Origin of the sequence: Streptomyces sp. NPDC048415 (assembly GCF_040651675.1) — a bacterium.
In the GTDB taxonomy this organism is placed as follows: Bacteria; Actinomycetota; Actinomycetes; order Streptomycetales; family Streptomycetaceae; genus Streptomyces.
In genome coordinates this window covers 34299-58888 of the sequence record NZ_JBEZKJ010000044.1, presented here as the reverse complement: position 1 = coordinate 58888, position 24590 = coordinate 34299, and the positions used below count along the sequence as shown (strand labels likewise).

28 protein-coding genes and 7 pseudogenes are annotated in these 24590 nt (G+C 68.7%); 15 read left to right on the top strand and 20 right to left on the bottom strand.

Annotation, left to right across the window (positions count from 1 at the left end):
• The first annotated feature begins 24 nt into the window (after positions 1-24).
• From AB0D27_RS26175 to AB0D27_RS26140, 8 genes and pseudogenes are all read left to right on the top strand, one after another.
• Positions 25-1038, top strand: a complete 1014-nt coding sequence (locus AB0D27_RS26175) for a sugar ABC transporter permease (protein WP_362513341.1) — start codon at positions 25-27, stop codon at positions 1036-1038.
• Entirely contained in the window at positions 1038-1913 is an 876-nt protein-coding gene (locus AB0D27_RS26170) for a carbohydrate ABC transporter permease (RefSeq protein WP_362513338.1), read from the top strand. The genes AB0D27_RS26175 and AB0D27_RS26170 overlap by 1 nt, the downstream gene beginning before the upstream one ends.
• Positions 1914-1918: 5 nt before the next feature.
• Positions 1919-3151 carry a hypothetical protein gene (locus AB0D27_RS26165; protein ID WP_362513335.1) on the top strand — a complete coding sequence of 411 codons (1233 nt, stop codon included), beginning with the start codon at positions 1919-1921 and terminating at the stop codon, positions 3149-3151.
• Positions 3148-4146, top strand: a complete 999-nt coding sequence (locus AB0D27_RS26160) for a hydroxyacid dehydrogenase (protein ID WP_362513332.1) — start codon at positions 3148-3150, stop codon at positions 4144-4146. Before AB0D27_RS26165 ends, AB0D27_RS26160 begins: the two co-directional genes overlap by 4 nt.
• Positions 4143-5120, top strand: coding sequence for a D-2-hydroxyacid dehydrogenase (locus AB0D27_RS26155; protein ID WP_362513329.1), 978 nt, complete (start codon positions 4143-4145; stop codon positions 5118-5120). The genes AB0D27_RS26160 and AB0D27_RS26155 overlap by 4 nt, the downstream gene beginning before the upstream one ends.
• On the top strand, positions 5111-6280 hold the full coding sequence (locus AB0D27_RS26150; protein WP_362513326.1) for an enolase C-terminal domain-like protein: 1170 nt from the start codon (positions 5111-5113) through the stop codon (positions 6278-6280). Before AB0D27_RS26155 ends, AB0D27_RS26150 begins: the two co-directional genes overlap by 10 nt.
• 73 nt (positions 6281-6353) lie before the next feature.
• Complete coding sequence (locus AB0D27_RS26145) at positions 6354-7154, top strand: polysaccharide lyase family 7 protein (RefSeq protein WP_362513325.1); 801 nt, start codon at positions 6354-6356, stop codon at positions 7152-7154.
• Between the two features lie 84 nt (positions 7155-7238).
• Positions 7239-7444, top strand: a pseudogene (locus AB0D27_RS26140) (hypothetical protein); the annotation flags it as partial.
• A gap of 7 nt (positions 7445-7451) precedes the next feature.
• Here AB0D27_RS26140 and AB0D27_RS26135 read toward each other — a convergent pair.
• A complete protein-coding gene (locus AB0D27_RS26135; RefSeq protein ID WP_362513322.1) occupies positions 7452-7724 on the bottom strand; it encodes a hypothetical protein in 273 nt (90 codons plus the stop codon).
• Positions 7725-8322: 598 nt separating this feature from the next.
• Here AB0D27_RS26135 and AB0D27_RS26130 point away from each other — a divergent pair.
• The 6 genes and pseudogenes from AB0D27_RS26130 to AB0D27_RS26105 form a co-directional block, all read left to right on the top strand.
• On the top strand, positions 8323-8580 hold the full coding sequence (locus tag AB0D27_RS26130) for a hypothetical protein (RefSeq protein ID WP_362513319.1): 258 nt from the start codon (positions 8323-8325) through the stop codon (positions 8578-8580).
• Complete coding sequence (locus AB0D27_RS26125; protein ID WP_362513316.1) at positions 8577-8948, top strand: fic family toxin-antitoxin system, toxin component; 372 nt, start codon at positions 8577-8579, stop codon at positions 8946-8948. Before AB0D27_RS26130 ends, AB0D27_RS26125 begins: the two co-directional genes overlap by 4 nt.
• Before the next feature lie 652 nt (positions 8949-9600).
• Complete coding sequence (locus AB0D27_RS26120; protein WP_362513313.1) at positions 9601-9891, top strand: SDR family oxidoreductase; 291 nt, start codon at positions 9601-9603, stop codon at positions 9889-9891.
• Positions 9892-10207: 316 nt separating this feature from the next.
• Positions 10208-10825, top strand: a complete 618-nt coding sequence (locus AB0D27_RS26115; protein ID WP_362513310.1) for a VOC family protein — start codon at positions 10208-10210, stop codon at positions 10823-10825.
• Positions 10826-11091: 266 nt separating this feature from the next.
• Positions 11092-11973: pseudogene (locus tag AB0D27_RS26110) on the top strand (erythromycin esterase family protein); the annotation flags it as partial.
• 287 nt (positions 11974-12260) lie between these two features.
• Positions 12261-12524: pseudogene (locus AB0D27_RS26105) on the top strand (transposase family protein); the annotation flags it as partial.
• A 1005-nt stretch (positions 12525-13529) separates the two neighbouring features.
• Here AB0D27_RS26105 and AB0D27_RS26100 read toward each other — a convergent pair.
• The 5 genes and pseudogenes from AB0D27_RS26100 to AB0D27_RS26080 form a co-directional block, all read right to left on the bottom strand.
• On the bottom strand, positions 13530-13997 hold the full coding sequence (locus AB0D27_RS26100) for an HIT domain-containing protein (protein WP_362513307.1): 468 nt from the start codon (positions 13995-13997) through the stop codon (positions 13530-13532).
• 56 nt (positions 13998-14053) lie between these two features.
• A complete protein-coding gene (locus AB0D27_RS26095) occupies positions 14054-14338 on the bottom strand; it encodes a transposase (RefSeq protein WP_362513304.1) in 285 nt (94 codons plus the stop codon).
• A complete protein-coding gene (locus tag AB0D27_RS26090) occupies positions 14268-14612 on the bottom strand; it encodes a hypothetical protein (RefSeq protein ID WP_362513377.1) in 345 nt (114 codons plus the stop codon). The genes AB0D27_RS26095 and AB0D27_RS26090 overlap by 71 nt, the downstream gene beginning before the upstream one ends.
• A gap of 338 nt (positions 14613-14950) precedes the next feature.
• Entirely contained in the window at positions 14951-15178 is a 228-nt protein-coding gene (locus AB0D27_RS26085; RefSeq protein ID WP_362513301.1) for a transposase, read from the bottom strand.
• A gap of 284 nt (positions 15179-15462) precedes the next feature.
• Positions 15463-15579 (bottom strand): annotated as a pseudogene (locus AB0D27_RS26080) (hypothetical protein); the annotation flags it as partial.
• Positions 15580-16113: 534 nt separating this feature from the next.
• Here AB0D27_RS26080 and AB0D27_RS26075 point away from each other — a divergent pair.
• Positions 16114-17211 carry a calcium-binding protein gene (locus AB0D27_RS26075; protein ID WP_362513298.1) on the top strand — a complete coding sequence of 366 codons (1098 nt, stop codon included), beginning with the start codon at positions 16114-16116 and terminating at the stop codon, positions 17209-17211.
• 445 nt (positions 17212-17656) lie between these two features.
• On the opposite strand, the gene AB0D27_RS26070 is transcribed toward AB0D27_RS26075, so the two are convergent.
• The 14 genes and pseudogenes from AB0D27_RS26070 to AB0D27_RS26005 form a co-directional block, all read right to left on the bottom strand.
• Positions 17657-18148 carry a hypothetical protein gene (locus AB0D27_RS26070; protein ID WP_362513296.1) on the bottom strand — a complete coding sequence of 164 codons (492 nt, stop codon included), beginning with the start codon at positions 18146-18148 and terminating at the stop codon, positions 17657-17659.
• 22 nt (positions 18149-18170) lie between these two features.
• On the bottom strand, positions 18171-18620 hold the full coding sequence (locus tag AB0D27_RS26065; protein WP_362513293.1) for a tyrosine-type recombinase/integrase: 450 nt from the start codon (positions 18618-18620) through the stop codon (positions 18171-18173).
• Between the two features lie 121 nt (positions 18621-18741).
• A pseudogene (locus tag AB0D27_RS26060) lies at positions 18742-18927 on the bottom strand (IS1380 family transposase); the annotation flags it as partial.
• A gap of 129 nt (positions 18928-19056) precedes the next feature.
• Complete coding sequence (locus tag AB0D27_RS26055; protein ID WP_362513291.1) at positions 19057-19356, bottom strand: hypothetical protein; 300 nt, start codon at positions 19354-19356, stop codon at positions 19057-19059.
• 2 nt (positions 19357-19358) lie between these two features.
• Positions 19359-19700, bottom strand: a complete 342-nt coding sequence (locus AB0D27_RS26050) for a DUF6192 family protein (RefSeq protein ID WP_362513288.1) — start codon at positions 19698-19700, stop codon at positions 19359-19361.
• A 374-nt stretch (positions 19701-20074) separates the two neighbouring features.
• Positions 20075-20380 (bottom strand): hypothetical protein, encoded by a 306-nt coding sequence (locus tag AB0D27_RS26045; protein WP_362513285.1) that lies wholly within the window; start codon positions 20378-20380, stop codon positions 20075-20077.
• 27 nt (positions 20381-20407) lie between these two features.
• On the bottom strand, positions 20408-21175 hold the full coding sequence (locus AB0D27_RS26040) for a DUF2182 domain-containing protein (protein ID WP_362513282.1): 768 nt from the start codon (positions 21173-21175) through the stop codon (positions 20408-20410).
• On the bottom strand, positions 21176-21781 hold the full coding sequence (locus tag AB0D27_RS26035) for a DUF1326 domain-containing protein (RefSeq protein WP_362513279.1): 606 nt from the start codon (positions 21779-21781) through the stop codon (positions 21176-21178). It abuts the gene before it with no gap.
• 84 nt (positions 21782-21865) lie between these two features.
• Positions 21866-22147 (bottom strand): annotated as a pseudogene (locus tag AB0D27_RS26030) (ISKra4 family transposase); the annotation flags it as partial.
• A 15-nt stretch (positions 22148-22162) separates the two neighbouring features.
• A complete protein-coding gene (locus tag AB0D27_RS26025) occupies positions 22163-22459 on the bottom strand; it encodes a hypothetical protein (protein WP_362513276.1) in 297 nt (98 codons plus the stop codon).
• Between the two features lie 201 nt (positions 22460-22660).
• Positions 22661-22885: a hypothetical protein gene (locus AB0D27_RS26020; protein WP_362513374.1), complete on the bottom strand. Its 225-nt coding sequence runs from the start codon at positions 22883-22885 to the stop codon at positions 22661-22663.
• Between the two features lie 14 nt (positions 22886-22899).
• Positions 22900-22977: pseudogene (locus tag AB0D27_RS26015) on the bottom strand (hypothetical protein); the annotation flags it as partial.
• An 83-nt stretch (positions 22978-23060) separates the two neighbouring features.
• Positions 23061-24095: a zinc-dependent alcohol dehydrogenase family protein gene (locus AB0D27_RS26010; protein WP_362513273.1), complete on the bottom strand. Its 1035-nt coding sequence runs from the start codon at positions 24093-24095 to the stop codon at positions 23061-23063.
• Positions 24096-24134: 39 nt separating this feature from the next.
• Positions 24135-24506 (bottom strand): DUF2255 family protein, encoded by a 372-nt coding sequence (locus AB0D27_RS26005; RefSeq protein ID WP_362513270.1) that lies wholly within the window; start codon positions 24504-24506, stop codon positions 24135-24137.
• Positions 24507-24590: the final 84 nt, after the last annotated feature.

Below are 24590 nucleotides of genomic sequence, written 5' to 3'. Positions count from 1 at the left end.
AGCCAGGACCGCAAAGGACCTCACATGGCTCTCGCCCCCACCAGTCCACATCCACCCGGCACTGCCCCGACCACGGCCGCCCGACCCAGCCGGGAGGTGCGTCGGCTCAAGCCTTCGGAGGGGAACCGCGAGCGCGCCAAGGGGCGCGACCGGCTGTGGGTGGCCGCCTTTCTCGTGCCGTTCCTCCTCCTCTACATGGGGTTTACCCTCTGGCCGCTGATCGCGACGGTCTACTACTCGTTCTTCGACTGGTCCGGCACCGGACCGCTCGACCAGTTCGTCGGTGGCGACAACTACAGCCGCATCCTCGGCGATCCGCTCTTCTGGCAGGCGGTCGTCAACACCCTGTTGTTCGCGGTCGGCACGACCCTGATCAAGCTGCCGCTGTCCCTCCTCGCCGCACTGGTGATGACAAGGAAGTGGCTGTGGGCGAAGAGGGCGTTGCGCACCGTCTTCTTCGCACCGCTGATCATCCCGGTGGCGATGGCCGGCCTGGTCTTCACCTACCTGCTCAATCCGTCCAACGGTGCGCTCAACTCCGCGCTCCACGGGCTCGGCCTGACCGACGGCACGACCGATGTGTTCGCCAACCGCTGGACCGCGTTGCTGACCCTGATCCTCATCTCGGTCTGGCAGGTTTTCGGGCAGTACATGATCTATTGGATGGCTGCGTTGCAGAACGTCCCTGACGAACTCTACGAAGCCGCCGAGCTCGACGGCGCAAGTGAATGGCAGAAGCTCACGCGGATCACGCTGCCGATGATCCGTCCCGTAGCCGTGGTCATCGTGATGCTCGCTCTGGTCAACGCGATGCACGTGTTCGGGCTCGTCGTCACGCTCACCGGGGGCGGCCCGGGCACGAGCACGTACGTGGTCTCGTACTTCATCTACAAGCAGGCCTTCGGCTCGATGCCCTTCGCATACGGATACGCGTCGGCGGCCGCCCTGCTGTTCTCCGGCATGGCGTTCCTCCTCGTCACCAGTCAGGGCCTCTTCGTGCGCCGCGCGCAGACGAAGCGGAAGGAATACGGAGTCTGATGTCCCGTCCCGAACTCCGCACACCGCGAGCGCCACGTTTCTCGCGACTGTCACGGCCCGCGCGTGCCAACCTCATCGCGCTGCCCTTGTTGATCGTGGTGGGTCTCGTCTGGATCTATCCGTTCCTCTGGATCGTCGCAGGGGCGTTCAAGACACAGACGGGGCTCTTCACCGGCGGCGCCGGCCTCATGCCCGACCAGTGGAACTTCAACAACTTCCGCCGGGCATGGGTGGACGCAGGGTTTTCCAGGTATTTTTTCAACACGATCCTCTACGCGGTCGTATCCACCGTCATCGAACTGTTCAAGTCGGCCCTGTGCGGATACATTCTGGCCCGGTACGAATTCCCGGGACGAAAGCTCCTGCACCGCATGATCGTTGCCACCCTGTTCGTACCGGTGGCCTCCATCATCATTCCGCAGTTCGTCCTGGTGGAACGACTCGGCCTGCTGAACACCCAGGCCGGAGTCATCCTGGCCATGTCCGGAGCGGCAGGCGCCCTCTACGTTCTGCTCTTCATCGGTTTCTTCTCGGGCATCCCGAGCGATCTGTTCGACGCGGCAAAGCTCGACGGCGCCGGCTTCCTCCGCACGTTCCGGTTGGTCCTCCCGCTGGCAAAGCCCGTCATCGCGGTGGTCGTCATCTTCCAGTTCATCACCAACTGGAACGAGTTCAATATCCCCTTGGTGTTCACACTGGGGCAGCCGGATCTGCAGAACCTCGCGGTCGGAATGCTGTCGTTCAAGGGTGAGCACTCCGTGGACTGGACCGGGTTCGCCGCCGGAATGACGCTCTCCATCATTCCCATGCTCATTGTCTTCGTCTTCTTCCAGAGTTACTTCGTGCGCGGCCTGGCCGGCGCCACCAAGGAGTGAATCACGTGACAACCGAGCCGCCCGGCTCCGTCGATCTCAGCGGCGCCTTCGCCTACACCTGGGACCTTGTGGGCGACCCCGCCGCGGCCGAACGCATAGCCTCACTCGGCGTAGGCGCAGTGGTCCTGCAGGCTGCCTACCACTCAGTGCGCGCCATGACGCCGTACCACCCCGTCCACCGCACGGTGCATGCCACCCACGCCGCCGCGTACTTCCCGCTCGATCCGCACCAGTGGCGCGGCACGCGTCTGAGACCTTCTCCGCCCGGCTGGGCTGTTGACGCACCGGACCGGTTCGGCACGGCGGCCAGGGCCCTGCGGAGTCAAGGGCTGCGCGTCGAAGCCTGGCTGGTACTCACCCACAGCACCGCGGCGGGGGAGCGCGCACCCGATCTGACCGTGCGCAACGCGTTCGACGAGCGATACGGGTACGCCCTGTGCCCGGCACAGCCCGAAGTGGTCGCATACGCAATACAGTTGGTCCACACCTTCTGCGAACGCTACGACGCCGCCGAAGTACCGACGCTGATGCTGGAGGCCTGCGGCTGGCTGGGCTTCGAGCACGGCAGCCACCATGAGAAGACCGCGGGCGCCGACCTGAGCAGAGGCTGCCGCGATCTGCTGTCGGTATGCCTGTGCGCCGCTTGCCGCAAGGGGCTCGAGGCCTTCGGAGGGGACCCCGCCGACGTCGCACAGACGGTGCGCCGCACCGTCGACGCGGAGATGCGCGACGGCGTACGCGCACCGGACACGCTCGCCGAGTCACTCGGTGAACGGGCCGCACAAGCTCTCCTGTGTCACCGCCAGTTCGTGATCGAGGACCTGACACGGCAGGTGGCGGCGGTGGCGCCCGGCCGGGAGCTGCTCCTGATGGCGGACGGCGACCCGCAGACCACCGGACCTGACAGCGGACTCGACCTGGGCCACTTCGGCGGCCGGGCCACTGCCGTCGTCCTCAAGTGCTGGGACGACGAGAACCGGGCAGTGGCCCGCGTCGAAGCAGCGGTGCGGGCAGGCGTACGGCCGGTGATCGCCAATGTGTCCGTGCTGGAGGAGCACCCCGCCGATCTCGCCAGGCGGGTGGCACGGCTGCTGGCCGCAGGAGCGCGGCAGGTTCGCTACTACCACGCGGGCCTGTCCTCACCTGCGCGACTACGGGCACTGCGGATGGCCAACGCGCAGGAAGCAGTGCGAGCCATTACGGCAGCAGATACCCGGACAACGGAGGGAGCAGCATGACGAACGAGCCACTCACCGGACTGTACGTGATGGATCCGGCGCGCTTCGACGACGTCTACGGAACAGCTGAACGCACCGCGATCGAGAGCCACTTGACCATCAAGCAGCCCCTGTGTGCCGCGGCGGACCTGTCCGCGGACACGCTGGCAGGAGTCGATGTGCTCGTCACCGGTTGGGGCGCGCCTCGGCTCACGGCCGAGTTGCTTGACAGCGCGCCGCGGCTCGCTCTCGTTCTGTACGCCGCCGGGTCGGTACGCCCCCTGGTGACCGAGGAGTCCTGGGCGCGCGGAGTGCAGGTCACCTCCGCCGGCTCGCTGATCGCCGACAAGGTGGCGGACTTCGCGCTCTCCCAGATCCTCTACGCGCTCAAGCACGGCTGGCGCTATGTCCTGACCGCGCGGCGTGCCCGGACGGCGGCTGTCCGCCGAGGCGAGCTCGGCACCGCGGGGGCAACCGTCGGCCTGGTCTCACTCGGCGCCACCGGGCGTGCCACCGCACGGCTCCTGACCAGGCACGGCGTGCGCGTGCTGGCCCACGACCCCTATGTGTCCGACGCCGACGCCCGTGCACTGGGCGTCGAACTGACCACGCTGGACGGCGTATTCGCCCAGAGCGATGTCGTGAGCCTGCACGCCCCGCTGCTGGACGACACCCGCGCCATGGTCGACGCACGGCTGCTGCGCTCCATGCGCCCCGACGCCACGCTGGTCAACACCGCGCGTGGCGGCCTTGTCGACGAGTCCGCGCTGGTGACCGTGCTCGGAGAACGATCCGACCTGTTCGCCGTGCTCGACGTCACCGATCCCGAGCCGCCCCACCCCGGCTCACCGCTGTTCGAACTGGACAACGTGGTGGTCACCCCGCATCTGGCCGGCAGCCTCGGCCCGGAACGGCGCCTACTGGGCCGGGCCATGGCCGAGGACCTGGCCAGGTACGTCGCCGGGCGCCCGCTGCGTCACGAGGTGGCCGCCGCGTCGATGGAGCATGCCGCATGACCACAGCCGCCTTCACACTCGTCATGGTCCCGCCCCTGCCGGGGGAAACCGGACCCTGGCCCGACCGGCTCGTCGAGGCCGTACCGGGGATCGAGGTGCTCTGCCCCCAGGGTCCGGAGGACGTCGATGCCGCGCTGGTCCGCGCCGATGCCGCGTACGGCACGCTCACGCCCGAACTCCTCGGCTCAGCAGACCGGTTGCGCTGGCTGCAAGCTCCGCAGGCGGGCCCTCCTCCGGGTTTCTACCACCCCGCGCTCGTACGTCATCCGGTCGAGGTGACGAACATGCGGGACACCTACACCGATCATGTCGCCGCGCACACGATGGCGTTGGTCCTGGCCCTCGCCAGGCAACTGCCCCGCTATGTGCGCGAGCAGGCCGCCGGCAACTGGGCACCGGACTGGTCGGACGGAGCGGTCGTTCCCCTCAGCGAGGCGCGCGCGCTCATCGTCGGTACGGGTGCGATCGGCGCCGAGACCGGACGACTGCTCGCCGCGTTCGGCACCCGTGTGGAAGGCGTCGATCCCCGGGTCACCGCGGCACCGCCCGGTTTCCTCCGGGTGCTTCCGACCGGTCATCTGGATCGCGCACTTCCCCAGGCGGACATCGTGATCCTGACCGTGCCTCACACCCCTGAGACGCAGGGGTTGATGGACGCCGGCCGTCTGGCGGCGATGAAAGACGGAGCCTGTCTCGTCAACGTGGGCCGCGGCCCCACCATCCGCCTCGACGACCTCGTCGCGGCCCTGGACGCCGGGCGCCTGCGGGGCGCCGCCCTCGACGTCATGGAACTGGAGCCGTTGCCGCCGGACCATCCGCTCTGGCGCCATCCCAGAGCACTGATCACCCCGCATGTGGCCGGGGCAGGACCGCACGCCGCGGAGCGCCGGTTCGAGGTGCTCGCGGAGAACGCACAGCGGTTCGCCGACGGGCGGCCGTTGATCAACGTGGTGGACAAGTCGCTATGGTTCTGACGGCATCCCCCGACACCTCGGCGGCAGTGACCGTCGAGCGCGTGGAGACGTTCACGGTCGCCCTGCCGACGTTGCGGGACTTCGCGGTCGCGGGCGGCGGCGTGACCACCCGGGGGCGACCCGCCATCCGCGTACTCGTCAAGGTCACGGCGTCGGACGGAAGCATCGGGTGGGGCGAGGCGACACCGATCCCTTCCTGGACGTATGAGACCACCGAGTCCATCGTGTCGACCCTGACGCACTACCTTGCGCCCGCCGCGACCGGCCTGCCGTTGTGGGACCTCGACGGGCTGGTGCGGGCCTGCGATCGCGTGATCCGGCGCGGCTGGTCCACCGGGATGCCGCTGGCCCGCGCCGCCCTGGACGTCGCGTGGCACGACGCACTCGCGCGCTCCCGCGGCGTGAGCCTCGGCGAGCTGTGGGGCAGGCGCCGCCACGACACGGTCGAACTCTGCTGGATCGCCACCGGAGCCGATGCGGGCGCCCTCGCCGAATCCGTCGCCGAGGGACAGGCCCACGGGTATCGCCACTTCAAGATCAAAACGGGGCTCACGCCCGGACAGGAAGAGGCCGGGGAAGTCGCCCGAGTGGCGGCCGTACGTGAGGCCGCCCCCGACGCCCGCCTGATCGTCGACGCCAACCAGGCCGGCACCCAGGACTCCGTCCTACTCCTCGCCCGCCGGCTCGCACCGCTCGACATCGCGGCGCTGGAACAACCCCTACCCGCCAACGACATCGAAGGACTCCGCCGACTGCGCGACCTCAGCCCGGTCCCGATCGCCGTGGACGAGAGCCTGCGGCACCCCACCGACCTGGCATCGTTCGTCCGCAGGGGCGCCATCGGCATCGCCGTGGCCAAGGTGCAGCGCTGCGCCGGGCTCACCCTCGCGCTGCGCCAGTGCCAGCTGGCCGAGGACTGCGGTGTGTCGCTGATGGGGTCGGGGCTGACCGAATCCGACATCGGCCTCGCCGCGTCATTGCACCTGTTCGCGGCCCACGACCTCATCGCCCCCGCCGACCTCAACGGCCGGCAGTTCCTGCAGTCTCCCTACGCCACCGGCTCCGTCATCCAGGTGCGCGCAGGGGTGGCCGAGGTGCCCGCCGGCCCCGGCCTCGGTATCGGCATCGACGAAGGGATCGTACGAGAACTCGCCTGCTGAGCCGCGGCGGGCATGTCCGACCGTTCAAGTCCCCCCACGGGCCCGTCGTGGTCCAGACATGAAGGAGCCGTTCATGAACAGTCAATCGCCCTCGCACAGTTCTCACCGCCGGGCTCTCCACCTGCTCGCAGCGCCCGCGCTCGCCGTCGGCGTGCTGGCTTCGGTACAGAGTGCGTCGGCCGATTCGACAGGGGCCGCCGCCTGCCCCGCACCGGCGGCGGCCATCGGCCTGAGCACCGGCTGGAAGCTGCAGCTGCCCACCCCCACCAGCTCCGGCTCTCCCGTGGAGATCACGCAGCCCGCTCTGAAGACCTACAACAACACTCCCTGGTTCACGACCACTTCGAGCTGCAACGCGATCCTGCTGCGGGCCGCGGTCAACGGCGCCACCACCAGCAACACCGGATACCCGCGGTCAGAACTGCGCGAGATGACCGCGAACGGCTCGGCGACCAAGAGCTGGCCGTCCACGTCGGGCACCCACACCATGGTCGTCGACCAGGCGATCACCCACCTCCCCAAGACCAAACCACACGTGATGGCGGGGCAGATACATGACTCGACGAGCGACGTCACCTCGTTCCGTCTCGAAGGGACCTCGCTGTACGTCACCTCGTACAACACCACGCACTACAAGCTGGTGACCTCCAGCTACCAGCTCGGCACCCGCTTCCAGGGCAAGTTCGTGGCCCACGACGGGAAGGTCGACGTCTACTACAACGGCGCTCTCAAGGCGACCGTCAACGCCGCCTTCAGCAGCGGCTACTTCAAGGCGGGCGACTACACCCAGGCGAACTGCACCAACTCCTCGCCGTGCGACAACTCGAACTACGGAGAGGTCGCCCTGTACGGAGTCACAGTGACGCACACGTGACCTGATGGGGTCGCTCCTCCCGGCATCGCGGAACCCGCCGCTTGATGCGGCCCGCTGATCGCGCCGGGAGAGGGCGGCCTCGCCGGCGACGCCCGGCGCGGCCGCCCGCCCCGGCTCGCCTTCCCCGAACAGGTTCTGGCCACCATGCTCCATCTCCGCGTCGCCCTGGCCGCCCACCTCTCCTCCTCGGGGCCCTCCAGGCTCGGGTCCTCGCCCAAACCGCAGAGCCAAGTTCAGTAGCTAGGCCTCTCACCCGGGAGTTCGCCGGATGCCCTCACGCTTCTTCCTAGGGGCAGCCTACGGCCGGATGGGCGTACGGCATCCCGTGGCCGTACGCCACGAGCGGCCGTCACCGTTCTCCGACGCGACCTCACCGTTGAGCAAAAGCGAGGGCTCGTAGTAGCAGCACACGGGGATGCTGCAGCGCACCACCGCCAGTGCCTGTCGGTCAGACGGGTTCCAGTAGGTCGACGACGGAGAGCCCGGTTTCGCCGTTGACGAGGCCGAGAGCGACTTCGGCACGAGCAGCGAGATCGAGAGGGTCGAGGTCTCGGCGTACTCGGCGTGCACGATGCGGTCCAGGCCCGCGCCGACCAGCGGTGCGGCGGTGCGGCGGTGCGCAGCGAGGCCTCCGGAGCCACCCCTTGGGTGGCTCCGCCGTGCAAGATGATGTTCCTGGTGCGGTACAGCCGCCGCAGCGCGATCCGGAAGGCGCCGCTGACGTCGCCCAGGACTGGGCGTGAACCCTGGGCCAGGTCGGTCTTGCGCTGGGCAGCGGGCCGGTCGGTGTACTTCGTGGACGCCCCCGTGAAGTCCAGCGCCTGAGAGCCACGGGCGTGCAGAGACTTGGCGACCAGGCGGGCGCGCTCCTGATTCGTGGTGCAGGCCGCGATGCCCCGGGCGAGATCGTTCGTCCATGGCTTGTGGCGGTGCGCGAGGGTGGTGCGCTCGGCGCGGGGCCAGGAGCAGGAATGATCGCTGCCTTCCGGTCGGCCGCCACCGCCTTGCCCGACCGCTGGCCGGCCGGTGGGCGAGAGGTAGGGAGGCCGTGGCGGCACTGGGCCACGCGGCCTTGCGCGGGAGACACGGGTGCGTGGCCCGCAGGCCGCATGAGCGCGGTCCGTCAGTTTTCTCCAACCTCCTCCTACCACCCTGCTACCTTATGGGTATGGTTTCCACGAAGAAGCAGACACAAGTCCGGCTGGACGAGGACGTGCTCGCGGCCGGCAAGGCTGCCGCGGCCGCCCGCCGATTGGACTTCAACAAGTACGTCGAGCGGTTGATCATCGAGGACACCACCGGTGCCCGCGCCGCCGGCATGGATGCCGCGCAGCGCCTCATCAACCAGCACGGCGCCTTCCTCGACGACCTGGAGCAGCAGCTCGACCAGCCGTACACCCAGCCGCAGCCGGGCGCCGCCGCGTGATCCTGCACATCGACGATTCCTGGATCCTCGAAGTCGCCGAACGGGCTGGCCACCGCGACCCGGCAGCCGACGACTACGGCGTCCCCATTGCCGCCGTCGCCCGCCACCGCGGCGAGCTCCTCGACACACCTGTATATGACGGGCCCTACGCGCGCGCCGCCGCCCTCGTGCACACCCTGGGCCGCTGCCGCTGGCTGGAGCGCTCCAACCTCACCGTCGCGTGCGCGGTCGCCGTCATGTACCTCGAGGCCAGCAATATCCCCGTCAGCCCCACCCGCGAGCAGCTCACCGCACTCGCGCACGAGCTGAACAACCCCCGCTGCACTGCTACGCGGGTCGCAGCCTTCCTCCGCACCTGGAAGCCCTGAACATCCAACCAACGTCAGCTCGAGCCGCGAGCTCACCCGCCCGGACGGCATAAAGAGGCGCGGGCATCTCGGGGGAGTTGACGTCGTTCTCCCAGCGGGAGACCTTCTGCCGGCCCTTGGCCATCCGGCCGTGGCCGATGGCGAAGGGCACGTCGCGAGGCGGTCCAGGTACTGCTCGCCGGTCAGCCCGAGTTCGGCGCGCAGAGCGGCCAGCGGGTGAGGTAACAGCTGGTCGGACATCGCGGGTGCCCCTCCGCACGCGATCTCCCTGATGCTCCGTCACGGTAGCCAGTCGAGCGCCCGCTGTGCAGAGCTTCGGCGCGCGGTCCGCAACACCTCCGCAACAGCCTTTTCCTTCCCGGCCAGGGGGTGTCGGCGGTGACATGAATGGCATCCCGATCCCCACCCCCGAGTGAGAAGGAAGTGCCCATGTCTGACCGGGAACCGCCGCTGATGTCCGTAGTCGTCAGTGCCAGCGGCAACACTCAGAGCGTGCGGAACCTGCTGGACGCCCTGGCCCGGCAGTCTATGCCGGCCCTGCAGATGGAAGCGGTCGTGGTCGACAACGACCCGCCAAAGTCAGGGCCGGGGGAACGCTGCTGTTCACCGGCGGCACCGGCGGCACCGGCGGCCCGCGGCCGGGACGGCCGTGATGGGCGTCCTCACCGCGGCGCTGCCGGCGCTGACCGCCAACATGGCACTGGAGGTCGCCCCTGTCCGGGTCAACCTCATCGCGGCCGGGTTCGTGGACACACTGCTGTCGGCCTCCCTCCTTGGTGACCAACTCGAGCCACAACACGAGGAGTTGAGGAAGACGCTGCCCATTGGGCAGGTGGTCGGACCGGCGGATGTCGCCGCCCTCGCACCGCACATCATGGCCAACGGCGCCCTCACTGGCGCCACGTACGACATCGACGGCGGCCAGCAGCTCGTCACACACTGACCGCCCACTGCCCTCGGCCCGGGCCGCAATCGGCCGTCGAGCGCGCGGGCTCCGCAGGCAGCACCGCCTCGTCCGGCGCCTTTCGTGATCCGCCGGCGCAGAAGCGGGCGAGTGTCCACATGCGGCCTGATCGAACGCGTGTCTACGCTGGAACACGGCACAGCCCGTTCGGCAGGGTGACAGGGCGCCGCCGCGCCGGGCGTGAGGCGAGGCGCTCGCAACGCGTTTCGAGAGCCGTGGGATGCGCCCTCCAAGCCCGGCGCCACCGCGGAACCGGTCGTCGCCGGTATCCCCTCCGAGACGGGAGGCGAAAGCCATGGACATGAAACTCGAGGTCGTCGTGGTGCCGGTGACCGACGTCGACCGGGCCAAGGACTTCTACACGGCGCTGGGCTGGAGGCTCGACGCGGACGTCGCCCCTGACGGGGACTTCCGGGTGGTGCAGGTGACGCCTCCGGGTTCCCCGGCGTCGGTCATCTTCGGCAGATCGGTCACCGATCAGGCCCCGGGCTCGGCTCGAGGCCTGCACATGGTCGTCGACGACATCGAGGCCGCCCATGACGAGCTGATACGGCGCGGCGCCGACCCGAGCGATGTGTTTCACGACGCCGGCGGCGTGTTCCACCACGCCGGCGCTGACGCCCGGGTGCCCGGTCCTGATCCGCAACGCGGCAGTTATGGATCCTTCCTGTCGTTCAGTGACCCGGACGGCAACGGCTGGCTGCTGCAGGAGGTCACCACACGGCTTCCGGGACGGCTGGATCCTGCGACCACCTCGTTCGCCTCGGCCGAGGCCCTGGCGGGCGCCCTGCGGCGGGCCGCGGCGGCGCACGGTGAGCACGAGGCGCGGATCGGCGCGGAGGACCCGGACTGGCCGGACTGGTACGCGCGGTACGTGGTGAGCGAGCAGGCCGGGACGGAAGCGCCCTCGTGAGCGGTCGGACGCGCGGTCCGCGGCCGTAACAGGACACTGCCAGGTCAATCCGGTCGATCGCGACCGCCGTCCGACTGGCCGTCACACACCACACCAGGCTCGGGCGCTGGCAGGGCTGGCAGGCGTGGAGAACGGTCAGACCTACGTGGGCACGACCGACGCCTATTCCCAGACTGACCGCCGGGTCCTGCTGGGCTGAGCAGGGCCGGCCGGAGCGGCACCCCGCGACCTACCACCGCACCCACGGGGGGATGCGCGCCTACAACGTCCGCGCCGACAACGACGGCCGTCCTGCGTCCGAGCGGCTCCGTTTCGCCGGTTTCGACGGTCCGCTGGAGATCACCCACGCCGCGAGCCCCCGGCAGGCCCTCACCGCACTCCACGGCTATCTCGCGGCCCGGGTGGACGCGGGCTTGCTCCCGTGCACCGCGGAAACGCTCGACCGCCTGCTCGGCACCGACGACCAGTGGACCAACCCCGCCGCGATGATGGACCCATCCGAGTCCGTCGGGGAGTCGGCCGAGGCCGCCCGGCTGCGGCTGCTCGCCGACGAGCTGGTGGCGCTGCTGGACCAGCAGGTGCCGCACCTGCTCGCGACGACCCCGCGCGACGACTGGGACCGGGCGCGCTTGTACGGGCGCACCGCGACCGGCCTGCTGCGCTACCACCACTGGATGGCCGACACCTCACCGGCCCGCATGACGCGGCTGTGCGCGCTGCGGGGTTTGATCATGGCCCACAACCTCCTTGCCGTCGCCGCTGAGGGCCGGGCACTCATCCACGCCCACAACTCCCATCTCCAACGGGAGAAGAGCACGATGCAGATGTGGCAGGGACCGGTGGAGTGGTGGAGCGCCGGTGCACTGGTGAACGCCCAACTCGGCGACGACTACGCCTTCGTGGCCACGGCCCTCGGCACAATCCGACACCGCGGAGTGGACACGCCGCCGCCGAACACCGTCGAAGGACTCTTGTACGCGCTCCCGGAGGACCGCTGCGTCATCGACGCCCCGCGGCTGGCCACAGCCCTCGGCGACACGCGGCCCGCGCCCCGCGTATCCCCCTGGTTCGGCTACGCCCCGCTTGACCCGGCCCACCTGGCGGACAGCGACGGCATCGTGTTCGTCAAGGACGTCCCGCAGAGTTAGCCCCGGCTATTCAGTGGAATTGGTTGAGCTAGCACCTGACGGCACCCCTCAACTGCCAGGTTCCGCACCCCGACTGACGTGGCCGCGGCCCACCTCGACCAGTACGGCAGCCGCCCCCCGAAGAAGATCAAAACCCGCATGTTGATTCTCTGCGAGCCCTAACGAGTTCGTGCATGGTTGGCGGTGGCGCATCGAGACCGTGATCGTTGATCTTGGTCTGTGTGGTGGGAAATCGGGCGCGTGCAGTAAACATCCGAAGCCGGCGGATCACAGGGCTGACGCCCGGGATGATCGCTGAACTCGTCGCTGAGATCGGCCCGTTGTGGCACGAGCGGCACCATGCCGTACTCGCGGCGCGGACCCGGCAGCGAGCCGTGGGTGCCGGAGCGAAGCACAAACTGGTGTTCGTCGACCGCCTGTTGGCCACGCTCGTGCACCTTCGCCACGGTGCCACTCACGACGTACTGGCCTGCTGGTTCGGCGTCGACCGCTCCACCATCACGCGCGCAATCGGTGAAGTACGGCCCCTTTTGGCGATGCGCGGCTGTGCCCAATTCCGTGTACGCGGCAGGGGTTTCGGACTTACCACCCGAAGCCCTCCGCGATCAACGACCTGTCTCAGAAATGGATGGTGTCGCGCGAGGGAAGCGAACCTCGCGATCCTGCTCATCTTCCTCGCGGTGCTGACCGCGGCCTGCTATGCGATCCGTCGCCTGTCCAGCACGCCGGCCCGGGTCGTCGCCGTGCTCGTGGCCCTGGCGACCTTGGTCGGCGCGCTGAACCCGATGGTGTCCCTGCTCAGCGAGCCGCAGCGCACGCCGGTCGAGACCGTGGCTCCTGCCATGCCGCCCGCCGCGTCGGCATCTGCCTCGGAGCAGCCCGCAGCGCCGTCGTTGGCGTCGACCGCGGCGTCGACGCCGACCGGTCGGTGATGACGGTGGGCGCGTATGAAGTGTCCGCCGAACAGGCCGGACGCCGGGTGGTGCGCGTCCCGACCCGTCGTGGCGTACGTCTGGCGGTACGTACGTCCACAGAGGCCCTCTTCGGAGAGCATGACCTGCCGGAAGTCGCCATCCGTGAGATCGCGCACCGAGCAAGGCTGAGTCACTACAAGCGAGGGGAAGAGTGTTTCCGCAGCACCACGGGAAGGGTGTTCCTCCTGGAGCGTGGGTGCGTGCGAGATGACTTCCCGGACGGCACGGCGCGGCTGTGGGGCGCCCGGCACGCTGATCGGTGACTGGACCGGTGCAAGGGTGTCCGCGCAAACGCGGGTAACCGTCCTGGCGGACAACAGCGCCGGGCTGGTACTCATCACCCCGGACATCGCTCAAATCGCCGCAGCCCACTTCCAAGTCGCCTACGCACTCGGACGAATGAGCATGGACCGCCTGCACGCTGCGGAGACGGTGTACGGAGCGAGCAGGCGGTCCCCCCTGTCACGGGTCGCCAAGCTCCTGTTGTTCCTCTCGTACAACTTCACGAATTTGGGAGGCCCCCCGATCCCCGGTCGGGCGATGTTCACAAGTTTTCGTTCTGGCTCAGATTCCGTGATCTGCTTACTGAGCGTTCGGGTGCCCATGAAGTTGAGCTCGGAGAGAGTGGGCTATTTGGTCTGCCTGGTCAGCCATTACTCGCTCCTGCTCTGGCCGCCGAAGCAGCTCGAAAATGCCCGGCCCACGATGCTCTGGTTGCAGATCTGCCATGCGCGGAACGATGTGGAAGTGCACGTGCGCGAAGCCTTCGGCTTCGGCAAATTGGACGACGTAGGTCTTGGCGCAACCAGTCATGCTCCGGAGAGCCCGGGAGAGCTTGACCTGCCACACTCCTAGGGCAGATGCCTCAGCGTTGGTGAGGTCATGAACCGCGGCAACGTGGCGCCGAGGCAGCAGCACCAGCCAGCCAGGCACTGCGGTGTTGAAGGCGTGGGCCACCCGCCAGTGCTGGTCATGTACCACGCACTCGCGTGGTGGAAGGTCGTCGAACTCTGCTTCCTTGCTGCATGCGTAGCAGTCGGGAGTCGTCATGAACTGAGATCGTAGAACTGTCTCTCTGAGAAACGCCTGTCGGCCTCACTCACCAGTCACGCCAGGAGAACCCTTTTCCGAAGGAGTTGGAAGCCGGCGCGTCCGAACATCTGGCGCTTGAACATCTTGATTCGGTTGACGTGTCCCTCGACGACGCCGGAGTTCCAGGGCAGGGTGAGGCCGGCGATGACGGCGTCGCGGTCTCGGTCGATGCCTGCGGCGAGGGTGTGGAGGCCGGGCAGGTCGTCTCGGCGGACCACGTCGAGCCACTCAGGGAGCCGGTGGCCCTGGCGCTCGGTGAGGATCTGGGCGGGAAGGACCGGACATGTCCGGTGACGCATCCAGCTCGGGACAGTGGGCCAAGACGGCCTTGAGGCGGAGCTGTTCCGCCTCGGTGAGGGAGTCGGGGTGCCGCAGTATCCAGTCGGCGACAGTGCGGAGCGATGGCGGGGACGCGGGGAGCGGGTCGGCCGAGAGGCGCTTGGTGCGAAAGTAGGCGCGAACTCGCTGGTAGCTGCCGGTGTAGCCGAGTGGCACGATCTCCTCCCATACCTTCCAGGCGTTGGTGCAGCCCTGGTTCCAGCGGTCGTCCAGATAGGGCTTGAACTCATCCAAGACCGAGGGTCGACCCTGCCACTGGCCGTGGAAGAGGTCTTCTCGGGGTGGCAGCGTCAGCGAGGAGCTTGACGGTGCGGTAGGTCATGCCGAGCTGGCGTTGGATTGCGCGGCGGCTGTGGCCGACGGCCAGCAGCGCGTGAACGGCGGCGTGATTGGCTCGTGTCCGGTCCGCGAACCGGTGGCCGGTAGGCCACGGGGAGCCAGGAGTATCCGTGGGTTCTTCGGGCTCCTGGACCTGCCCGGGTGGCTCGGGCGCCCTGTTCAGTAAACAGCCGCGGTGGTCTGCAACGCACCGCTCGGCGGCTTCGCCAAGGTTGTGCCACAGGTGCCAGCGATCAGCGACCTGCACCGCCTTGGGGCGCCCCAACGGTGGCGCCCTCGGCGAAGAACGGCGCCCGGTCCCGACAGACCACCTCGATGCCTGGCCGCTCGGCCAGCCAAGCCGCCAGGCTCGACGCCTCCCGGTCCGGCAGCAGGTCCACGGGCCGTCGCGTCTCGACGTCGACCAGCACCGTGCCGTAATGACGGCCCTTGCGAGTCGCGTACTCATCGACGCCGACCACCCGGGTGCTGGTAAGTCCGGTTCGGGCAGTGCCTCGACCAGCCGCAGCACGGTGCTGCGGCTGACGGACACCCCGAAGACGCCGGCCATCCGTGCACCCGCCGGGCCGGCGAGCGCGAGGCCCACCGCTGGCCGCGTCGATCGCAGGCGCTCGGTCCACCGGCTGTAGCGGCCGGTCAGGCCCGGCACCTGCTCAACGAACGTCCGCCGCCCGCACGAAGCAACCCGGCATATCAACCGACGGACCCGCAGACAGAACAGCACCCGCAGTCCTGCGCTAGGCACGTCTGCCGGAAACCGCGGGTAAGAGCTGTGGACCCGGGTGGACCAGCTTCCGCAACCCGGACAGGCCGAGCCGCCCGCCCTACTGCGGGCCTCGATCCGTACCGTCTTGTTCTTCACGCCCACCGCCAGCACCGACACGTCCGCTGTCGACGGGAACAGCAGCTCCTCCAGCCGGAGCACCAATCTCTTCCAGGGACCCGAACTGTCAGCCACTCGAGATCGCCACTAATCAATTTCGGGCAACTTTCCGAAGGCCGACACGACGGTCAACCGCCACTCACCGTGGCGACGTCACGGAATCTGAGCCAGAACCCAAGTTTTGAAAGCACCAAGGTTCTGGCCGGGGCAGCATCGGGATGCCGTCGGATAAGGCGCGGTCGGGCAGACCGACTGGGTCGCGCGCCGCGCCGCGCCGCTCTCTCACTCGAACGCGGGCGGGTCGTTCCCACTCAAGCCGCTGTATGCGGTCCGAAATGGGTCATGAAGAGCCGTCACCGACACCGCTCCTGAGGGCACGGGGGGCGCTCGATCCATCCATCACCACAGCGCCGCACTGGACGCTCAAGCCAACAGTCGGAGGTTCCCATGCCTTTGCCGCCCGGCCCCCACCCACCGCTGAGACGTAGACCCCCTCGTCCGGCATCCCGGCAGGTGCTCACTGCCGGCCTCGTCACCGCGGCACTGCTCACGCTGGGGCTCCCCACGAGCGCCAGGGGAGCCGACCTGCCCACGTGCTTTGGCCGCTCGGCAACCATCACGGGTTCTGGGACGATCAATGGGACACCGGGTGACGACGTCATCGTCGGCTCACCGGGCGCCGACAGGATCGACGGCAAGGGCGGCAACGACCGCATCTGCGGGCTCGCCGGAGAGGATCGTCTGCTAGGCGGACTCGGCAACGATCAGATCGGCGGCGGCCCGGACAACGACATCATCCGTGGCGACCTCAGGGCCGACAGCGGCAACGTCGTGGGCGGCGGCAATGATCGCTTGTTCGGGGGCGAGGGCGACGACAACCTCGTGGGCGACTCCAGTACGGATGGGGGGAGCGCCACGGGCGGAGGGCACGACGAGATCTTCGGCGGCAACGGCAACGACGGCTTGTACGGCGACAGTGTCAGCTTCGCGGGCGGCAACGCCAGCGGCGGAGGCTGCGACCGCATGGACGGGGGCGAAGACGACGACCACCTCACCGGTGATTCGCTGGCTCTCGAAGGATCCGCCACCGGCGCCGGGGACGACGTCCTTCGTGGCGGCCCGGGGATCGAATTCATCGTCGGCGACAGTGAGGCCACCCGGGACGCGCGCGGAAGCGGTGGGGACGACCGGATCGACCTGGGTCCGGATGGCGGGTTCGCCGCGATCGGGGACCACAACATTCTCGAACCCGCGGGTGGGAGTGCGACCGGTGCCGGGAACGACCGGATCATCGGCGGCAGTGCGGACGAAGCCCTTGTCGGTGACAGTGCCGTTGCGGCCCCGACCGTCACGTCCGCTGGCCACGACCTGATCGAAGGCCGTGGGGGCAACGACACGCTCTTCGGCGACAACACCGACTTCGATGTCACCGAAACCGTTGGCACCGTGGGCGGCAGGGACCGACTCAACGGCGGCAAGGGGGACGACACGCTCCAGGCGGGCCCGGCCAACGACCGCCTCGATGGAGGACCGAACGCCGACGACTGCGATGGCGAAGCAGGCAACGGCGACATCGCCAGGAGATGCGAGACGGTCAACGGCATCCCCTAGAACGCAACGCGGGCCCGCTACCGACCGAGACACTGACCCGACGCGGCGTTCCCCGAACACATCAGGGCTCGGAGGGCGCCCGCGCGTGAAACGCCCGACTGCGCTCTCCGAGTCAACGCCACCTGTAAGGCCCAAGGACAGGACTGGTAGTGATCCGCCTGCCTCGCTTGGCTGCGGGCCGTGCACCGGCGGGCGTGCACCGGACGGCAGGCGCGTCCCGTCCGTGACCGGTGGGGCTCACGGGCAGGACGCGCAATACCTCCCACACACCCTCGAAAGGGCTCCGTCTGCTCATCGTCGCTCGGGAAGACGGGGACTGATCACCTGAGCTTGACCGCTGGGCGCCCCCGACTGCTGCGGGGACCTCGGTAGAGTCGCGGCGATGACAGGAAACCGGGGCCGATGGCCAAAGATCGACCAGGATCGTGGCATCGAGGACGTGACGCTACTCATCCTGTAATGGCTGGGCGAGCAGGGCGTGAACGCCGTGGTCAGGGTGGACGCCGAGAGGGTGGCTGACAATGCGCCAGCGTGGACGTTCGCCGCCAGTGGGGGTCCCTTGGAGCATGGCATGCGTGCTGATGGGAGAACTGTGCAGCAGTGCATGTCCGCCGCTCTGGCCAAGCTGCGTGAGGCCGGACTTTCGGTTCCATTTTGATCTTCGTTCGCCACTGATTTCGGTCACGGCGTCGGTCTCCTCGCCTCTGCGGTTCCTGCGGACTGGCCGAAGCCCGGCATGCCGAGCTGGACGGCGGTCGACTGTTCTCTTGGCGAGTGCGTCGACCTGGGCGAGCTTGTCGTTGGCGCCAGCCAGGCCGGTGCGCAAGCCTTCGACCTCGCCGAGCCAGCCCTCGCGCTCGGCCTCGGCGATGCGCGCGATGAGGTTGTCGCGGATCTCCTCGATGCGGCAGCGCTGGTCAGGGTCTGGCCAGTGCATCGAACATCGCAGGCAGGCGTGCTCATATGAATACACGGGGTCGAGAAAGCGCGTCCGCAGAGCCCGGTGGCGACCTTTCGGCGCTCGAAGTGGCTGAGGAACTCCTGCCACTCGGAGTCGGTGGGGGTCCGGTATTCCTTGCTGGGACGCAAGGATCTGCGGCGGGCGAGGAAGGCCAGGTGGGCCCTGGGGTCTCCTCCGGATAGACAGCCTTGTATTCGATCGTCACGGATATGACCTGATGCCCGGCGATTACCTGGGCGATGTGCCGGGGCAGGCCGTTGAGGATGGCGTCGGTGATGAAGATTCGACGGAAGTCGTGCGGGGTGTAGTGCAGCGGGGTGCCGTCGGCCTGAGCGACCAGGCCGGTGCGAGACAGGGCATTGTCCAGCAATGCGCTGACACGCTCGCGGGCGATGCGCTGCGGTTCGGCGGCGACGCAGCGCTGGAACAGCAGCCGGGCCGGCGGCATCCAGACGTGTTCGTGGTGTCCCGGGCGCGGACTAGCGGGACAGCGCCGCCAACGTCGCGGATCCGGCAGATGATCGCGCTGAGCACGTCGGCCAGTTCGGGGCTGAGCACCAGCAACCGTTCGGCGTCGAGGCGACGGGGCCGAACACTCCTGCCTGGTCACGCACTACGGCCAAATCCGCTATGGCCTCGCCGCCGTCGGCCAGCATCACGGCCAGATCGGTGGCGATCCGGCCCGGATCATGTCGGGTCCCACGCGGCCGAAGTGGTCTCAGCGCGGCGGAATACGCGGCACTCAGCCCGGTGGCATGAGGGCTATGCCCGCGGACCCTGTGGGAGACCGTCTACTACGAGCGCAAGGCTGACCGCTTCCTCGCCTTCACCAGCATCGCCTGCACCCTCATCTGCTACCGCAGACTCACCAAAGGTGCCCGTGATCACCGGGTGAGCCGGCCGAGGATCTGACGGCACTGCCGTTTGTCGTACTCGATCCAGTCGGCGGGGTCGTCGGAGAACAGGTAGCCGTCCTGGCGGGTCCACGTGATCGGCGTCAGGTTCTCCGTGGCGACGACGTCGCGGACGTGTCGGATGCCGCGGCCGACCTGTGAGGGGGTGAGGCGGGTTGCGGCGATGAGCTGGTAGGTGTGCAGGCCCGCGGGGCGTGCTTCCATCAGGGCGACGCGGACCAGGTCGCCGTAGTGCTCGGCCGGCGGCCGGGCCTCCCGGCGCCGTGGCACGGCTACTCCTCGCCTTTGAGGAACTGCACGAGCTGCTCGTCCAGGGTGAACTCGCCGTTGTCGAGGGCGCCTTCGAGCCAGTCGGCCGCCGCGCGGACCCGGCCGATCTGCCTGCGGACTGTCTCGCGCTCGTCTTCGGGGAATTCCTGCCCGCACAGCTGCGGGACCAGCCTGCCCAGGGTGGCCACGAACCCGTGGCAACGGCCGACCAGGTGGAGGTACTCGATGGTGTGCTGGATCTTCCGGACGGCCGGGGTGCGCTCCCGGATCCGGTCGCGCGTCTCGTGGGAATTGTCGAACTGGGCGCGGTTCACGAGCATCGCGTCCTCAGGCGTCCACTGCATGGCCCCGGTACGCGGGCCCAGTCGCGGTCAGCCGGGGTCCGTCACTGCGGTTGAGGGTGAACGACTGATACGTCTTCTTCGCCCCGATCAGTGGGCGGGTGAGAGCTTTCCCGTTTGCCCATTCCACCTTCTCGAGCGTGGGAGCAGTGCTGGGCGGATCGCCACGCAGGACGAAGTTCTTAGCGTCGGCGGGGTGAGCCCGCCGCGGGGCGGGTGCCGGTTGAGGGCGGGGTGGCGTGGTGCCGTCGTTGATGGCCGCGTTGGAGGCCAGGGAGAGTGCGTGCCGGTGCCCGGGTCGACGAAGGCGTCTGGGTAGCGGATCGGCCTCCATGTGTTCTCGCCGATGCGGCCGATTGAGGCGGCGATGGAGGGGTTCATGCCGGTGGCCAGGGAGAAGCGTGCGTCGGCGCGGCGGCCGGGGCGGCCACATCGGCCGTGTAGAACTTGCGGTCCGCGTGGGCCAGGCGGATTCCGGTGCCGCCCGTGTCTTTCCCGGTGGCCAGGGCCTCGGCCACGAAGCCCGCCGCGCCGCGGACGTCGGGGGCCTTGCCGCGACGCAGGCGCACGGCGCCGATCACGGGTCGGGCCGGCGGGGTCGAGAAGGTGGCCAGGATTGGGTGCAAGGTGCGCTGCCCCTTCAAGCGGCCGACCTCGGCACCCTGCTTGGCGTGGCCGTACACGCGGCGGTGGGTGGCGCCGATCGGGCCCTAGGACATCTGGGCCATGTGCAGCCCGGGGGCCAGATCCGGGTACCAGGGCACGAAGCAGGCATAGACGATCAGGCCGAGGCCGATCAGGACACTGAGTGCCTTGCCGTGGCGCCAGGTCTTCTCCAGGAACACGGCGGCGGCGACCCCGGCCATCCAGGCGAGGTTCATCACGCCGACCGCGACCAGCACGACCATCAGGCCCCAGCAGCAGCCGACGCAGTAACCACCGTGGTAGAGGCCGACCCGCAGGTCGCGCCAGCGGCCGCAGTAGCCGCCGAAGTGGACCAGGAAGCCGAGCGGGGAGCGGCAGTGGCGCAGGCAGCGGTCCTTCAGCGGGGTCACCTGGTACAGGCCGGCGGCGGCCAGCACGACGGCGCCGATCCAGGGGGCGACATGCGGCGCCCGGACCGCGAGTTCGCCGCCCGCCCAGGCCGCGGCGAACGCCGCGAGGCCGAAGGCCTGCCAGGCAAGGAGGTAGCCTGCGACCAGGCTTGCGCTGCGGAAGCCGCGCGTCCAGCCGTTCGAGCGGGCGCGCAGCGTACGCAGATACAGGGAGACGACGGGCGCGACCGCCGGGAGCATCATCGCCGCCATCATCAGCGCCCACAGGGCGAGGAACTCCCACAGGTCCCGGCCCATGGTGCCCGGTCCCGCCGACATACCGGACGAGCTGCGGACGGTCAGCACCCAGGCGAGCGCCGCCGCCACGAGCAGCGCGGCCCAGGCGGCGGGGGCGACGGCCCGTCGGGCCGACGAGGTCGACACTCAGCCCGACCAGGCGAACGGCGCCGAGAAGGCGTTCTTCCCTTCGTTGTCCCAGGTGAGCCCGAAGGCGTTCACCCGCGACCTGGTCGCGGTTCCCGCCGCCAGGGTGTCCGCCGGGAAGCCGATTCCGCTGACCCTCACACCCTTTCCGGTCGAATCCAGGGGCGAGACGAAGTCCTCGACGGCGATGTCGATCGCGTCTCCGATCTTCACTCGGTGGCTCCGGCCGTCATCGCTGTAGTCGATCCGGGCGGTCTCCGTTCCCAGCATCTCGCCGATCAGCGGGGCCAGGCCCTCCATCGGTCCGCCTCGCTGACCGGAGAACACCGCTCCCAGCGCCTCGGCCTGCTCGGGCGAGGCGGCGGCGTCCACGAACAGGCCCATCCGCCAACCGCCCTCGCTCATCAGCTGCGGGGCATCGCCCACCACGGCGATCGTCAATCCGCTCACATCGACGTCGTCAACCTGGCCGGATCCGACGTGGAATGCCAACGCCACATGACAGCGGTCGTTGTCCGCCGGGGCGGAAAGGCCGGAGGTGGAGCAGGGGCAGACCATATCGCAATTGCAGTTCTCGAAATACGTCCCTTCAATTTGCCATGCCATCGGAAGCTCCTTCCAGAAGGCACACCTCTCTCTATATTCTCCGGTCGTTCTCCGATCGTCGCCACCCTCAGCTGAGGGTGGCGATCAAGGTGCGGGTATGAGCGTGTCGCGGTAGCGGGCCTGGTGGTTGCGGGTGAACTCCTGCTGCTCGTGCCAGGCCCAGTAGGTGTCGAAGTCGCCGTTGCTGCGCAGGGCGCGGAGTTTCAGGACTGCCTCGGCGCCGGCCAGGCCCCAGCGGGCACCGGTGTTGTCGAGCCGGTCTTTGACCAGGTGACGGCACGCCCCTTCGATGATCCCGGTGGCGATCGGGGAGCCTTCGTCCAGCGCGAGGTCGTAGCGCAGGTAGGCGGCCTTGTTCTTCAGGTAGCCGACGGCGTCGTCTTAGCCGATCAGCTCCAATCCTTTCGGCAGGCTGACGAACCGGGCCCTGAGTATGGTCACCGGTTCACCGCTGACGTTGGTCGCCTGTGGCAGGTTCAGCCAGTACTGCTTGCCGATCCGCAGATGCTCGTACCCCACATCACTCTGGGAGGCCGTGCCTCCGTCGAGCGCGTGACCGTCCCGTGTACCTGCGCCATCTCGTCCCTGCCGGACCAGCCAGGCCACCAGGGCCGCCGCCGCGATCAGCAGCGCCGTTCCGGCGATCAGCCGGCCGCGCCTACTTGGAGTAGAAGACACCGGCCTTGCCGCTGCTGATCGACCCATTCTTGCCCCAGACCCAGTGCTTGCCGGTTTGGTTTCCGGACGTGATCCTCTGCCTGTGGCTGCCGTGTCGGTGAGGAGGCGACGGGTGCGCCATTTCACCCAGCTTGTTGCAGGGGTGCAGTTGGACCACTGCCGCAGGTGGCAGAGCCGGTGGGTACGGAGGGGGAGGTGCGGTCACCAGGTGGTGGCGACGGTCCGCACAGCAGTCCAGGTGGCGTCGTGTCGCGTGAAGTCCACGGTCAGACGCAGGCGCCACTCGGCGCGTGTGCCGTAGACCGTTGCGCCGATCAGCGTGCGGCCGACCAGCCGGACCGCGCCGGCGGCGTCGGTGTGCACATCGAGGCCCTTCTCCTTGATGTTGTGGTAGACAACTGCCCGGCGCGCATCTGGGAGAGCCACTCGGTCTTGGACTGCACGTAGCCCGTCATATGCGTCAAAGTGAATTCGTCGTCGAGCAGGGCGTCGAGGGCTTCGCTGTCCCCGTCGGTCATCGCCTGGAGATAGGCGCGGTACGCCAAGACTCCTCCGGAGTGATCGGCGGCTGCAGCCGGTTCGGTGTTCGGCTTGCGGGCGGTCACGGGCGCACCAGCGCCTTCAGGGCCTCGCGGTCGTTCATCGCCCGGTAGCCGTCGGCGATGTCCTCCAGGCTGACGTTGCGGTCGAAGACGCGGCCAGGCCGGATCGTACCGTCGAGGATGTGGGGCATCAGTTCCTCGATGTAGGCGCGGGCAGGTGCGACGCCGCCGGTGAGGGTGATGTTGCGCATGAAGTCGGCGAACCCGAACGGAACGTCGGTGAACTGGGGAGCCCCGACCCGGCTGACGGTGCCGCCGTCGCGTACAACGCCGAAATTCTGCGCGAGTGCGCCCTTCAGCCCGGCGCATTCGAGGACCTTGCGGGTGCCTTCGCCGCCGGTCAGCTCGCGGACCCTGGCGACGCCTTCGTCGCCGCGCTCGGCGACCACGTCGGTGGCGCCGAAGTCGCGGCCCAGGTCCGTGCGGGCGCGGTGACGGCCCATGAGAATGATCTGCTCGGCGCCCAGCAGCCGGGCGGAGATGACGGCGGACAGTCCCACGGCGCCGTCGCCGATGACGGTGACGTTGTCGCCGCGCTGTACGCCTGCGGTGTGGGCGGCGTGGTAGCCGGTGCACAGGACATCGGAGAGGGTCAGCAGGTCCGGCAGCAGTTCGGAATCCTCGCTGACGGGCATCTTGACCAGGGTGCCGTCGGCCTGCGGAACGCGGGCGGCCTGGCCCTGTCCGCCGTCGACCCCGTTCACGCCCCACTGTCCGCCGTGCGGGCAGGAGGTCTGCAGGCCCTCGCGGCAGTACGCACAGGTGTTGTCGGCCCAGACGAAAGGGGCCACGACCACGTCGCCGGGCTTGAGGGTGCGTACCTCGGAACCCACTTCCTCGACGACACCGATGAACTCGTGACCCATGTGGCGGGGATTGTCTGTGGATGCCAGGGACTTGTAGGGCCACAGGTCGCTGCCGCAGACGCAGGACAGCACGATCCGCACGACAGCGTCGGTCGGCTGCTGGATCGTGGGGTCGGCGACGTCCTCGACGCGTACGTCTTGGGCCGTGTACATCAGGGTGGCTCGCATGAGCGGATCTCGTCTGACAGGGGAAGGGGGGAGCTGGTGTCAGCGGGGTTCGAGGCGGAGGGTGGACTCGCGGGCGCGGTCGGTCAGCACGTGCTCGACGATGCTCGGGTACCGGCCGTACTTCTCCCGGTAGGCGGCGTCCACGGCCGCGTACTCTGCGGGATCGGCCTCGCGGAAGGTGACGTTCCGCCGTACGCCGCCGGCATCGATGTGGCCCTGGTGGCGGGACTGGGTGCCCCGGTACCAGGGGCCGTCGGTGCCCTTGACCGAGCGGACGTAGAGGTGGTCGCCGGCGCGGACGACCCACATGGTCACGCGGTCGCGCAGGGTGCCGTCGGCGCGCTCGGACTCCAGGTCCAGTTCTTCTGCCGCACTGACCTTGGCCAGGTCGGGGTCGCTCCAGTGCGTCATGGTCATTCCTCCCAGCTGGTCACGGGCCTCGGGGACGGGTCTCCGAGGACGGTGTGGGGCCGGCGTCCGTGGTCGGGCGCCCTG